This window comes from Corynebacterium sp. H113 (assembly GCF_037572315.1).
Classification (GTDB): Bacteria; Actinomycetota; Actinomycetes; order Mycobacteriales; family Mycobacteriaceae; genus Corynebacterium.
The window spans coordinates 212,437-226,485 of the sequence record NZ_JBBHKZ010000001.1; the positions used below are offsets into that span (position 1 = coordinate 212,437).

Annotated in this window: 9 protein-coding genes and 1 tRNA gene; 8 read left to right on the forward strand and 2 right to left on the reverse strand. The window is 50.7% G+C overall.

The window, feature by feature from the left end; translation table 11 throughout:
* The first annotated feature begins 151 nt into the window (after positions 1 to 151).
* The 7 genes from WG938_RS00970 (at position 152) to WG938_RS00995 (ending at position 6,248) form a co-directional block, all read left to right on the forward strand.
* Complete coding sequence (locus WG938_RS00970; protein WP_339976752.1) at positions 152 to 487, forward strand: metal-sensitive transcriptional regulator; 336 nt, start codon at positions 152 to 154, stop codon at positions 485 to 487.
* An 80-nt stretch (positions 488 to 567) separates the two neighbouring features.
* Positions 568 to 653, forward strand: a tRNA-Ser gene (locus WG938_RS00975).
* Positions 654 to 843: 190 nt separating this feature from the next.
* Positions 844 to 2,040 (forward strand): tyrosine-type recombinase/integrase, encoded by a 1,197-nt coding sequence (locus WG938_RS00980; protein ID WP_339976643.1) that lies wholly within the window; start codon positions 844 to 846, stop codon positions 2,038 to 2,040.
* Positions 2,037 to 2,513, forward strand: a complete 477-nt coding sequence (locus tag WG938_RS00985; RefSeq protein WP_339976645.1) for a hypothetical protein — start codon at positions 2,037 to 2,039, stop codon at positions 2,511 to 2,513. The genes WG938_RS00980 and WG938_RS00985 overlap by 4 nt, the downstream gene beginning before the upstream one ends.
* Positions 2,514 to 2,630: 117 nt before the next feature.
* On the forward strand, positions 2,631 to 2,828 hold the full coding sequence (locus WG938_RS10765; protein ID WP_445292867.1) for a helix-turn-helix domain-containing protein: 198 nt from the start codon (positions 2,631 to 2,633) through the stop codon (positions 2,826 to 2,828).
* Between the two features lie 8 nt (positions 2,829 to 2,836).
* On the forward strand, positions 2,837 to 4,942 hold the full coding sequence (locus tag WG938_RS00990; RefSeq protein WP_339976646.1) for an AAA family ATPase: 2,106 nt from the start codon (positions 2,837 to 2,839) through the stop codon (positions 4,940 to 4,942).
* A gap of 442 nt (positions 4,943 to 5,384) precedes the next feature.
* Positions 5,385 to 6,248 (forward strand): abortive infection family protein, encoded by an 864-nt coding sequence (locus tag WG938_RS00995; protein WP_339976648.1) that lies wholly within the window; start codon positions 5,385 to 5,387, stop codon positions 6,246 to 6,248.
* A gap of 185 nt (positions 6,249 to 6,433) precedes the next feature.
* Here WG938_RS00995 and WG938_RS01000 read toward each other — a convergent pair whose 3' ends face one another.
* Positions 6,434 to 9,079 carry a DEAD/DEAH box helicase gene (locus WG938_RS01000; protein ID WP_339976650.1) on the reverse strand — a complete coding sequence of 882 codons (2,646 nt, stop codon included), beginning with the start codon at positions 9,077 to 9,079 and terminating at the stop codon, positions 6,434 to 6,436.
* Between the two features lie 5 nt (positions 9,080 to 9,084).
* On the reverse strand, positions 9,085 to 11,271 hold the full coding sequence (locus WG938_RS01005) for a site-specific DNA-methyltransferase (protein WP_339976651.1): 2,187 nt from the start codon (positions 11,269 to 11,271) through the stop codon (positions 9,085 to 9,087).
* Between the two features lie 254 nt (positions 11,272 to 11,525).
* On the opposite strand from WG938_RS01005, the gene WG938_RS01010 reads away from it, so the two are divergent.
* The gene (locus tag WG938_RS01010; RefSeq protein WP_339976653.1) at positions 11,526 to 13,718 is read left to right on the forward strand and encodes a DNA/RNA helicase domain-containing protein; all 2,193 of its coding nucleotides are present in this window, start codon (positions 11,526 to 11,528) and stop codon (positions 13,716 to 13,718) included.
* The last annotated feature ends 331 nt before the right edge of the window (positions 13,719 to 14,049 follow it).

Consider the following 14,049-nt stretch of genomic DNA (forward strand, 5'->3'; position numbering starts at 1 on the left):
AATAGCGAGCGGATTGAGGGATAGAGAAGTGGCAAGCGAAGAAATGAACAAGAAGCACAACGACGTCGCCCATGAGAAAGGCGGGTGTTGTGGTGGCAGCTCAGGTGGGGGGATTCAGAAGTTGGACCTCGTAGCGCCGAAGCCATCGGACATGATCGGAGCTGATGCGGCGCGCAGTTGTTGTCACTCTGACGTTGACGAGCACCCGGATCATGGGTATCTCAGCCAGAAGAAGCGCTATTTGGCAAGGTTGCGGCGCATTGAAGGCCAGGTTCGTGGCATTCATCGCATGGTTGACGAAGAGCAGTACTGTATCGATGTGTTGACACAGATCTCGGCGGCCAACTCGGCATTGAAGGCGCTTGCGTTGGCTCTTCTCGATGATCACCTGCACCACTGCGTCCTTAACGCAGGCAAGGAAGGCGAAGAACAGCTCGACGAAAAGTTGGCTGAAGCATTCCGCGCTATTTCTCGATTGGCTAAATAGCGACGTCGAGGAGCGCTCCTTTCCCCTTTTTACCTGCTGTTTTGGGTTTCTCCGCCGCTTTAGGTACTCTTTTCTTCGTTGGAGGATTCGACTAGCGGCCTATGTCACACGCCTGGAACGCGTGCGGGAGTCACATCCCTCGTGGGTTCAAATCCCACATCCTCCGCAAATTGTAAAAGCCCAGGTGAGCGATCACCTGGGCTTTTTCGTGTTCTACCCCCAAAGTTGCAGGTCACGCAGGGAAAACTAGGCTACAGATTAGTGACATATGCGGACAACTTTTAACACTCGTAAGCGACAGGTAAGCGACAGAAAACGGTCTATCGCTTACGGGTAGTTGAAAAAGGGGAGAAACGATGGCAGCAGAACGCAGCTCGTGGGGCAAGATTGAAAAGAGAATGTCTACCGCCAAGGCCAATGCGGCGACAGGCAAGAAGGTAGCCCGGTTTGTAGCCTCCTATGTGTGGCCTCCAGCAAAGCGCGGCGAAAAGTCTCAGCGCCACACGCCTGGCCACTCATTCCCTACACGGTCGGATGCTCAAGGCTGGCTCAACGATGAGCGAAAACTCATCGACTCTGGAGAGTGGACACCTCCAGCAGAGCGCAACAAGTTAAAGAAAGAACAGCTCGTGACAGTGTCGAGCTACTTTGAGACCTGGCTCGAGGCCGAAACGACCCGCCGAGAGACCACCAAAAACACCTACCGTTCACTAGCTAAGACGAGAATTACGCCATACATCGGTAGCGAGGCCATCGGATCGATCACCGAGACAGACATCAATAAATGGTGGACGCTCATTGGCAGAGAGCACGCAGACACCAAGCGGCGGAACTCCCAGGCGTACTCGTGCCTGTCCACGATGTTTAAGTTTGCCGTCTCTCAAGGTCTCATCGATGCAAACCCGTGCCAGATCCCCAAGGCCGGTAAGTCGCCTAAGCCCAAGACCAAGCAGCTACTCACAGATGAGGAAGTACAAAAGATCGTAGACAGCATGGATGAGCGATACAGGATGGCGCTCATCATCGCCGATCACTGCTCAATGCGGCTGGGAGAGTGGACAGAGCTACGGCGAAGAGACCTCGAGATCTCCGAGGCAGGCGTGAGGATCCACGTACAGCGCGGCGTGTCCTTTATCGGGGGTGAGGCGATTATCGGTGATCCCAAGACGGAGGCCGGTAATAGGTGGATCACGGTACATCCTGACTTGGTTAAGCCTCTGCTCGAGCACATCGACGCTTACGCTCAAGACGGCGACGATGGCCTCATTTTCACCAACAAACTAGGCGGCCAGATTAAACACAGCGGCTTTAGGGAGATGTTGGCTCAGCATTCATTAGCTGAGATTGGCCGCCGCGTAAGCCCTCACGATTTTAGGCACCACGGCGCTACCAATTTCCTCCGATACGGCGCGACAGTTAGGGATGTGATGGCTCGAGTTGGACACACTACAGCCACTATGGCCATGCATTACCAGCACGCGACACAACAGAGAGATGCAGAGCTGGCCGCTCGTATGCCGGTGTTCTCGACCAAGAAAGCCGAGGAAGAATGAGCCTTAGCGATGCACCGATTTACTACGATCTAGGTCTATTCCTAGCCATAAATGAGGCCGAGAGAAAGCGGCTAACGCTCGCCGAGTACCGTTGTGCCGCTCGTGGTTGCTACCTGGCATCGCTAATCAAGTTCCGAGGCGGCACAGCCCTACTAGGCCGCCTGCAACTCAAAGGTGTGGCTGGCCTCTACGATGATGCCACGACGTTCGCGCCGGGTCTTGACAGCCGCCTAGCCTCTATGTCAGTCGATGAGTTCATACTCGAGCACGAACGCCTGGACAGAGGCGAACTAGCGGCAGTCTACCTAGCCCAAGGAGGAAGTAATCGCAGCGTGTATAAGGTTTTCACGCCTGAGGAATTACGCACCGGCGACGCTCTCGTTAAGTGTGGTCACCTTGGCGGCAGCCTCAACGAGATGCACCTTAGCCCGGCGCGATCTGTGGTGAGATTGTCAGCATCTGACATCTCTTGACAGAGCTTCATTTTTCGCTCTAAGGTTTTTCTCACATTCAATTTCGACCCGCCGAACGTTTGGCGAACTATGGGATCCATTGGTGAGGATCTAAGGCCTTAGGAGGGCCTACTCACCATGCCTACATTCGATCCCCATAACCAAGAAAAACTGGTTTCTCTGCAATATGCTGCAGAGCACTTTGGTGTATCTGAGCGGACACTTCGGCGCTGGATTTCGTGCCGCCGAGTCGGTGCCTACAAGATGGGTTCTACGATTCGTTGCCGAATCTCCGAAATGGAGCGAGCACTCGAACCAATCGGCAAAGGAGCTTAGCGATTCCGATGCCTATGTCTCAAATGAAGATTAAGACTCCATCGCCGAGTAGCAGCATCGAGGACTCGACCGTTCAGAATTCAAGTCGAGAGACTTCTCAGGAGTATTACAAAGCGGGATGGCAATTGACTATTCCGTTGCCATACGGACACAAATCTCCACCACCTCGTGGCATAACGGGCCGAGGTATTTCGGTTGAGACTCGTATGTCGAATGCCGCTGAGGCTTGGAACAATTCGACTGTGGACGCCAATCTTGCAATTCTCATGCTTACGCCAGATAGTGTCGAGTACTCCGTCCTCGGCTTAGATGTTGACCATTATGGCGATAAGCATGGTGGCGAGGATTTGGCCGCTCTCGAGACAGAGCTCGGTTCCCTCAACCTGGCTACAGTGCCGAGGTCGACTCGCCGGGGTTTGGACTCCAAGTCGGCGACCTACTTTTTCAAGGTACCCACGGGTCTCGAGTGGAGGTGGCCAAGCGGAAGCTCCCCGGACATCGACATCATTCAATCTGGCCATAGGTATTCTGTGGTATGGCCAAGCGTTGTCGACGGTATGGAGTACCGCTGGTACCTGGGAGTAAATGAGATCGAGATACCACACCAAGATACCCTCCCAGAGCTCCCCACAACGTGGGTTAGCTACCTGAGCACCGAGGAACGAGACCGCGCCCCCAAAGCAGAGATCCAAGGCTATGAGGCGGCGATCGACTGGCTGGCTGAGCGTGTCCTACCCGGCGCTCCGGTTACATTGGAGATCGATTGGGGAGGTTGCCGTCATGACATTATGACTGCGAAAGTCTTGAGTCTCGTTAACGAAGCTGTGAGCCTTGGTCGCCCAGGTCTTATCGGCTCTTTGGCCGAGGTTCAATCGCAGTTTGTGGCAGAACTCTCGGCGACAAACGACCAGAACCGAGCTTACGAGTTTGAGGCCGCAGTGGTATCCGCTGTGTCTAGGGTGAAGGGCGAGATCGACAGCGGGGATCGCCCTCACGTCAATTGGTTGGCTCTCGAGCGTCGACTGGGGCTAGCGAGCCGTCCTGAAGCGTTAGCGTTTCCGACTGAAATCCACCTCCCAGTAACTCAGAACGCACCCGTCGTACCAGGGAAGTTGAGTTTCGTTAGAGGCTCGAAGATCAAGACTAAGATCCCAGAGTTCGCGTGGGAAATCGAGGGCAACGGCGTGGTGCCCTTAGGAGGAATGACGCTTATAACCGGCAAAGGTGGCGACGGAAAGTCGACGCTCTGCCGTTGGTTGGGTGCTCAGATAACACGTGGCTCTCTCCCCGGTTGCTGGCAGGGCACCCCTCACAACGTCCTGTACATCGCCGCTGAGGAAGCTGCAGAGTACGCAGTTAACCCGTCGTTCCGTGTGAACGGTGCGGATATGGATCGCGTTCTTTATGTTCGCAAAGGCTCAGAGCTTAACCATTTTTCCCCGTCGCAAGATATGGCTGATCTCATCGAGCTTTGTCTTTCTAACGACGTGAAAGCTGTGTTTGTCGATCCGGTGACCAATTTTCTTGAGGGCAAAGACGGTAACAATGGAACTGCAGTGAGAGAAGCATTGCGACCGTGGACACGACTTGCTGAAGAGATCGACGGCGCAGTTATTGCTATCGCTCACCAGAAGAAGTCGGCAGGCGGCGATATCGTCTCTGGAGTCTCTGGTTCAGGTGAGTTCGGCAATGTGATCCGCTCGTTGCTTGGCACAGCAACAGACCACGAGACCGGCCAGCGTGTGCTCTCTCACGGCAAGAGCAACCTTGGCAAGCGAGCGCCGTCGTACTCTTACGATCTCACAGAGCAGCGGATCTCAGCTGACGATGGTAAGGAAGGAACTGTGATGAAGTTCACCCTTGGCGAGCAATCAGATACTGGTGCCGATGAGATCCAGATTAGGAACACTCAGCACGCCACAGGCGAGCGGCAGACTGCCAAGTCATGGCTGAGGGAACTCCTGACGAGAGAGAAGGCTCTACTTAAATCTGACATCGTGAGCCGCGCCGCTGGCAAGTTCTCCGAGAGCTCTCTCGAGAAGGCCAAGCGGGATCTGAGAGTAAAGAAGGTCACGACAAACGGCCAAGCGGTGTGGACGTTGCCGAACACCTAAAATTATTTCCAGTTCCGTAACTCTGGGAGAGTGTTTGAAAGTTACGGAACTGGGGGTAAATACATAGTTCTACCTGCACTTATACTAGTTCAGTAATATTACGGAATTGCGGAACATAAGGGCTGAAGTTACGGACCTGAGTTCAGTAATATTACGGAACTAGGATTTACCCCATCTGAACTGCGGGAACAGCCTTATTTTCAGCTCAGTTCCGTAATTCCGTAACTCCTTCAAGAGGTACGGAACTTGAGCCCCCAGCTCTCACAGACCTCCAGGGGGGACACCCCGCCTCTATCAGACTAGCGGCCCTCCGGTGCTCTAAATTTTAGCCTGCGACACTTTGAGAAATCTGGCTCAACCTGGGTAGATCATGCTCCTCAGTGACTTCAGCTCCAATTGCCATCATCAATTACCCAATCACCTTTGAAATAGAATCAGAGGGGTGGTTAATTCTAGTTCTCGATCCAGCCTCGTCCCTCCCTCCGTATACCTTTCGGTACTTGACCTCTTTTCCTACGACACCGATCCTGACCGCATTCAATTGGCATGGGAAAAGCAGGGATTTCAATTGACGAACGACATCGGCATGTGGACAACTTTGGACGACAAAGCCAAAAAGCTCTACGTTGCCTTTTGTAATTCAGTTGATTGGAACGACCGTGAGCATGCTCAATCAGCACTGCACGCAATTAACTACATCGTTGCAATGCATATGGATGGAAATTTCATTCCGCCGGGCCTAGAAATCCCCATGGCCGAATTGACCGAGTCAATTCGACGTGCAGGCCTCCGTATCGAAGGAAATTCAATTCAACTTCCACCGGCCCTATCTCCAAATCAGCTCGATCTTTCTGACTTCTCCACAATCTCCGGAGCTTTGTATCAAATTGAGCGCCTAAACAAGTCAATGAACGATGAGGCGTACCCTTCGGAAATGGTATCTCGGGCCAAAAATCTGATCGAAGCTGTTGCCGAGGTAATTCTCGTGGACGCCGGATACACAGAGGAAGAAATCGCAGAAAAGATAGGAGACCGAGTAAACCAGGTCCACTCACATCTTCGTTTGAAAGACCCTGACAACCAATCCTCGCGAATGAATACCATTAGTGCGGCTATTCTTCGAAGCCTGAACACCATCGTTGCTGAAATCGCCAAAACGAGAAATCTCGGACCCGAAGGTCACGGAAAATCGTTCGTGATCCACCATGAGCCCGAACACGGATGGCTAGCTGTAGATTCTGCAATCGCTTGGTGCAGGTTTGTTCTGACGCTTGCGAAAAAGAAGAAAGATGAATGCCCATTTTAGAATTCACTATTGCGCTCTAACCCCGAAATGGACGCAGCCAACCCAAAAAATCGAAATTGAGTAGGAGTCACTAAGACTAGGAGTCCTGAGGCATCATCGCTCAATTCAGTTGGAACTCAACCCGTGGAGAATGTGGAATTGCGAGCCGACGTTCCGGGATTGATGGTGTTCAGATTTTCTTTCAGTTATCTGTAGTCCATGCCCACCCCCTCAATGCTGTAAAGGCCCAATGCATTGTTAGCGTCAGCTACTGCCTCACGAACAGATTGATCAGTCAAGTCAATCACTTTGAAAACGCTATCCGTTTCAATGACCGACTCCACGCGCCAAAACTCACCCGGATATGCTTCCACAAACCTCGCCAAACCCTTTAGTTTCGGAAGAGCATCTCCAAGATGCGCACTATGCGGATCAACGATCGACGCCTTCACATGACCATCGACCTCGTGGAAGAATATGAAGTCCGGACGAAGACGCCCCCAGCCGCCATCAGCTGTCGGATAAGCGATATTAAGTGAATTAGTGGCAGCCCCTGCATTTCTGAACCATCCAAGGAATCCTGCGCGGGACCTTTCAACCTGAACGACCTTAGACTCCCAGCTATTAAGATCAGCAGGGAATTTCTCATCTTCTCGGGAGATCAATAGGTGCTGTGCCCAGCGTGGGATCGGTTCCTTCGAAATGACGTTTCCTGCGCCATCCAGCTGGGCTACATGCGTTGAAACATTTAGGTTTGCAGGCGGCACCAAAGAAAGCCGTTGCGGAGACTCCGCCTGAGCAAAGATCTCTTTGTAGACGCTTGCCTTAGACTCAGGCAGGGCCCTGATTTGCACTCGATGCTGCGCCGTAAGGTCATTGGACAGCTTCGTGGCAAAGGAAAATACCTGATCAACAACATCTGGTATCCGTGCCAATGCAGCCGTTCTGACCTCACTCGAACGAATCAGCTCCATCAACTCAGGTTCCGAAATGTTCGGTGACATTGATCTGCCGATCAACCACTTGGAATAGCCCATAGCAAGGTTCTTTCCGAATACCCGTTCCGCATTTCGCATGGCCACCCTGATAGCGTGAGCATCAGCTCTGAGCGTTATCGGTGTATCAGAACCTTCCTCCGCCTTGGACTCACCATATTTGGTGGAGAATTCCACTACCTGAATGTTTTCAATGTCCTCGATTTGAACTTCAACCTGATCCGCAAACGTCTCCCCAGCTCCGTGCAGAGCTTGGAACATTTTGTTATCCGTCTCGCTAACGATTTTCGGTTTGATCCCGTCAATGCTCAATGCCGCGGCAAGCCTTTCCAATTGAACAATTGGATTAGAAGATCCCGTAGGAATCGTTTCCGTAGGCAGCGTCTGAAAGATCTCCCACATACGAACCGCAGCGTCATCTTCCGCAGGGTAAACAGTCTCTGGATCAATAAGAACTCTTCGGAGGGCCTCACCGTTACCAGATTGACCTGACCAGTCCGTGCCACCCTGCGCCACGGTCGTAGCAACTCGCTCAGCAACAGAGCGGTTGAACTTCGGCAATATACAGGTCACTGAAGACAACAAATCGTTGCCCTCCACTCGACGGGCGAGCGGGGTACGGACCATACGTCCAATCAACTGCGTGATGTGGGTTTCGTCTTTAGCAGGACGGAAGGACACCATCACTTCAGCACGTGGACAATCCCAGCCCGTAGAAATAGCTTCCTTCGCGAAAAGCACTCGAATATGGTCATCTTCCTGCACACGCTCTGCAGGAACACGATTGATCAAAGTGCCACCCGCTTTAATGGCTTTATCTTCACCGAAGACATGTGCAAATGCTCGTATTCCGAGCTCCGGATAGGCATTGTGGATTGTCTCAACATAGGAGTCAATGAGCTTGTCACTGGCTTTATCCGGCACTTGCACAACCATCAACGGCTGAACGGACGGCGTATCTCGGTCTTGTGCAGTGTAGGACGACCAGGCCTGAGTCATCTCAATCAAACGACGAGTACCTTGAGTGAGCAACGCATGATCATAGTCACCCGGCTCATCCGGAATCGACAGAATAATTGTGTCTTTCAGCAAGCCCGAATCCTGCACCATCGATGCGTCAATACGAACTTCCTCGACAGAGAAGTTTGAGTTACCACCCATGAAATTCAAGAAATGACCTGGTGTAGCCGAAATCCCCAAAACCACAGGAACAGGTGGAATCGAATCAGAGCCGTTGATGACTCGCTGGATAATGGTCCCTCTATCCTTCGTAGTCTGTGTCTTTCCTGACTTCATTCCCCTGTGTGCTTCGTCAACAATCAAATACAACGTCGTATCCGGATCATTAATTGTCGTGTCCAAGGTGCGCCAAAAATCGTAATCACCAGCATCAGGAACTGGCATCAAAACCGCCTGATCATTGATCTCACGGTAATGACGCCGCGCAATTGTCGATGTCTTCGACAACTTCTGAATGTTCAAGAAATATAGCGTTCCAGGTTGAAGCTTCTCCTCACGGAAATCCATGCCAACCTCGCGAGTCTTGATGGTTCGAGAGGGACCGAGGGCTGCCTCAATACGGAAGCGCGATTGCGTGTTCAGGTCAGGAGAATCTGAAATCCACAAAAACGTAGCAGTAGGATCAGCAGGAACGTTAGGTGTACCTTCAAAGATCTGCTCCACTACGGCTGCGGCCATCACGGTCTTTCCAGCACCAGTCACTGCAGCAAGCGACACAGCGGTCCGCTTTGCATGCGGTAAGTGTTTGGTAGCTCGAAACGCTGCGACACCAGTAGAAATTCGGGAAACCACATTGCTGACTGCGATGTCCTGATAACTCTTCAGCGTGTATTTCATCGTATTTAATTCTTCCGTCCTGAGTTGATTTGGAAGTTCGTGAGATAGCTTTCGTACAACTGAACTGACTCGATGTCATCCCCGAGAGCTTGAGCGATTCTTTGATAGATAGTTTTGTTGTCAGTCACAATGAATGCATGAGAAATCGAGCCTCGTTGGTTCACTGCCTCAACGAATTGACCCGCACTGTCACTTTCACATAGCACTGCATAGTGATCAGTTAGCTCAAAACCGCGTTCGCCAATCTCATAGATCACCTCTCCTACTTGTCCAGCACGTAGCCAAAGCATCGGTGCGACCCGTTCGAAAGCATGACCATAAGAGACACCGACCGGATTTTCGTAGGTGAGAGTGAAATACCGTGCGTTTGCCTCGAATCCATCCGCTTTCGGGAATTCGTCTAAAAATTGATATTTTCCCTGAATCGGTTTGCCACTTGGGGTTTTCCCAGTAATCGCCGCTTGTATTCGAGGCTTGGTGACATTGTCGCAGATTCCCATCTTTTCCCATTCAGAATCACCTGGCCGAAATCCTCTTTTTCGAAGAATGTCCTGCTCGGATGCACTGACTTCGTTGTTTGTAATAGACAAGGACCGCCTGCTCCCCTTGTCTAGTTTGTTCAACCGCAAAACTGCATGGGCCGTAGTACCAGAACCCGCAAAGAAATCAACTACTAATGCCTGAGGTTTGTTCTTCAAGAAGAATCGAAGAATATCCTCAACTGCATACAATGATTTGGGGTAGTTGAAGACCGTAGATCCAAGACAGTCTTTCACCATCTCCGTGCCGTAACGCTGTGCATCATGGCTCTTAAAATGCCATTGTGTCGTAGGCATTTTGTCTTTGCCTTTCGGATAATGCGCAATTACGCTTCCATCAGGCTTCACCCCAGTTTGAATTGCTTTACCGATTTTCAGATCTTCAACAATGCCTCCTGTCAAATATGAGATCACATATTTCTGAGGTTCATTAGGCTTCTTTTGACCTGCGCGAAGGTGTCCATCCTTCAAGCGCTGTATGGCTACGTCTGGTGTTATTCCCCAGTTCATTTCAGTACCATCAGGTCGAATAGGGAAAACTGCGACGCATCCTTCCCTCTGCGGAGCATCTTCTATCGGGGTAATTTCTGAAATCGGTTCCCCAATTTCAGAAATCATGCCCGTCTGCTCATTCACATAAATTGGATAAAACTGGTTAGGCCCGCAGGCCCCTTTCCCTTTGCGACCACGTGCGCCCGCCAAACTCGATCGACGAAGTGTATCCCATACGACTGGGACGTTTTCGACTTCTCGTTCCATGGGAAGTAATTTTGATTCACCGAACTGCAGAACGAAAATGTATTCGTCAGTTCGGGAGAAATCGGCTACTCGACCTGCGCCTGCAGGGTTGATCAGACTGCTAATCATCTGTTGACGCGCAGTCGGAAACGTTTGCTCCAGCAAAAGGCCAAGTCGCAAGTATTCTTTTTCATCAATCGTCACAATTAGGACTGAGTCATTTGGATTTAGGAGTTCCTTCGCAACAAGAAGTCTTCTTTCCATAAACGCCAGCCATTTCGAATGACGATAATCATCGTCCACTTGAACGTAGTCGTTGTTGTACTTCCAGTCCTTGGCACCAGTATTGTAGGGAGGATCGATGTAAATGCAGTCGACAGACTCACTGTGTGTATAAGTCAAAGCCTCCAAAGCGTGATAGTTTTCTGCGTTAATTACAACATGTGCTGGCGAATCAACTGCCCCATGGTCGACGCGCCCAGTTTCAATCAATCCAGGGTAGATCGTGTCAGAATGCTCTGCGACAACAACTAAATTGTCTAGCTTCGCTTTGATTGTGGCTGGCTCACGGCCAATTGCAACTTGGTCCCATGAAGCCCCGCCAGGCAGCGTCTCTATCAGCTTCGCTTCCGTCCCCTCGATAGAAACGATCGACCAAAGCCTAGAATCCTGTTTTGCAATCACTCCACGAGGAGGCACCAGGTTCACCTTGTCCCCACGCTGAGGAATCCTCCCGTAGAGATGTGTCGCTTCGGGAGCATGACGTTCAAAGACAAGGCCAAAAGTTCTTTCTGCCCCTATCCGTTCAATTTCTACGGCAAGCTCCTGTCCGAGCAGAGGACTTGAAAGTTTGACTTGTTCCACAAGGTCTTTAAGGCGAGACACCAATTCTCCCAAAATCGCAGGTAAATTCATCGAAGGTATAGATAAAGAGTGTAGACAACACAAGACACCCGAGGCTCTATTGGATGATCAACCTAGGCAAGAGTTTTGATTTTGAGTCTCGATCCAAACACACATGTTGTGTCCTATGGAGATGACAGTGGTGCATGGACGGTTCCATGTTTGGTGGCCTCCATGAATTCGATTGGAATGCGCGCTCGATCAATGAGCCGACGCCGCATTGCCCTACTAGGCTGATAAATGATCACGAATGAAAGGCCAGGAAAATGTCAGATTATGAACGCGCGCGATATGTAGGTTCAGCAAGTGAACTCTTTGACGATACTCGACCTTCTGCAATAGATGTCCTTATTCAACGGTTGAAGAAGAAGGAATCTGCCGCAGAAGAAGCACAACGTAGGTTGAATGGTGAAGAGGGATCCTGGCGCTTCAGTTTGCCCGCATTTGCGTCAGTTTTGAAAGAGGCGGATTTGGGAAACGTCTTCACGCTGCTTGAGTTTAATCCTCCACAGTACGGAAATAAGCGCGCAGACATTGTCCTTGCTGGATATAAAGACGGAATGCCGTCTGTAGTAAGCATCGAGCTCAAACAGTGGCACCAGGCTACTTGGAATGCTGAGGACGAAAAAGTCGAGAATATTGGGGCTCGCTACAGCTATGTTGAGCATCCTGTATCTCAGGCTCGTGGCTACGCCTTGATGATCAACCACTATCTCGAAGGCTTCCATCCTGAAGACGGAGCCCATATCGATTTCCTTGCATTCCTTCACAACGCGGATCGCATGAACATTCAAAGTCTATTCGAGGTTTCTGCAGAAGCTTCCGAACGATTGTTTGGCGGAAGCGACTCCGAGCGTAAGCGACTCATCAGTTTCCTCAAAGAGCGATTCGACAACGTGAGTGGTCGGCAGGTAGCCGAAGGTCTTCGGTCGGCAAAGATCAAGCAATCATCCAATATTCTTGAGTCCGCTGGAACGATGTTCCAAGATCCCGATGCCTTTCCGCTGAGCGAAGAACAGCGTGGGCTGGTTGCACAGATCCAAAACCTGATCAAAAAAGTCACTGGACCATACGCTGATCGAGACCGGGCAATCATCACGGTTAAGGGCCAGCCAGGTTCTGGTAAGACCTGGATTGCAATTAACCTGTTAGGGCGACTGGCTCAAGCTGGGCTACAGGTGAACTTTTCTACGAACTCCACTTCTTTGCGAGAATCTCTGAAGAAGCAAGCAAAAGCCGACAAAGAAACAAAGCATGTAGCAGAAATAATTACCTCATCCCGCACTTATTGGAACAAAGACAATTGGGGTGGGCTTGATGTCCTTATTGTCGACGAATCCCAGCGGCTAAATCAATGGACTATTCGAAACGGAAATGCAAATCGAAAAGATATCCAACAAGAACTGGAAAAGTATGACATCACCCAGTTGTATGAACTTGCAAAGAGCACAAAAGTTCTGATCTTGATGATCGACGAAAACCAGCAAACTACCGCAAACGACTTTGTCACTTCCACAGAGATTAAAGCTGTAGCTGAACGGTTGGGAGCTTCCGTTCATGATTCTTTTGAGCTCACTGAACAGCACCGAACTGGCGGCTCCAAAGAGTACGAAAATTGGGTCAATAAGCTTGTCGATGAGGACCCTATCGTTTGGCAGGACGAGCCGAACTTTACAGTGCAAGTAGCGGATTCCCCAGAGCAATTAGAAGGCATGGTCCGTGAGCTCAACAGTACTTTGCCATTGGATCTTCAAGAGAAATTTGGTACAGCCCCTCGAATTCTTGCCGGATTCTGCTGGTCATGGTCCACAAAAACAGCGGACGGAAGTACATTCAAATCAATTGAAGATGTTCCCTGTGATGTACAAATCGGGGATTGGGAACGGCGATGGAACCTCCGTAGCGCAATTGGTCACTACCCCAAGGCTGATCTTTGGGCTTTCAACAAGAACGGTGCTGAGCAAATCGGATCTATCTTTACAGGGCAAGGTTTCGAATTTCCGTATTGCGGCATCATCATTGGCGACGACCTAGTTGTTACGGAAGACAATTCTCGCTTACGCGTAAATATTGATGGTTCCAAGTACACAGCACTCAAGACTCTCGCGAGAAGAGAAGTCGCTGCTGCTATTTGCTCCGCACTCAAAGGACTAGCAGATAGAGACCTCACCGAAACTGAAATCAAGCAGCTCGAGAAACTATCCGGACGAGACCTAACTGAGGCAGAATTCAGCACCCTCAAAAGACTTATAGGGAAAGAGCTGACTGAGGCCGAATTCGCCGACCTCAGGAACGATGCCGTCGCAAAGTCAGAAATGTCAAAACGATTCCGGAATGGGTACCGCGTCCTGCTCACGCGTGGCATGCAAGGAGTGGTCATTTACTCCACCGATGAGAAGACCCAAAAGAAACTGAAGGAGATTGTGAATCCTCAATTCCGATCATGCAACGACCACTAGCCTACCCACCAAGGATTCGAGCTCACATCTGTCGGACTCGCCCAATATTGGCCACAAAGGACTTATATCCGACGAACGGCTCGAAAATGCCCCAGTAGCCCGGCGTGATAGCTCAAACGCTTACAGGGGACGCTTTTCAAAAAAGTTAACCTGTTGTTAACTTTTGATGCCCCCGAGATGAGCAACTAGAATGGTCTGTAAGCGGGCGGCACGGGGGTAGTTTTCGCCAAGTAAGCGACAGGTAAGCGATAATTTTTCGACAATCTCAAAAAGTGGCCATCTACCAGGGCAAATAGGCCACATGTTGCAATCCCGTATCCTCCGCCACATA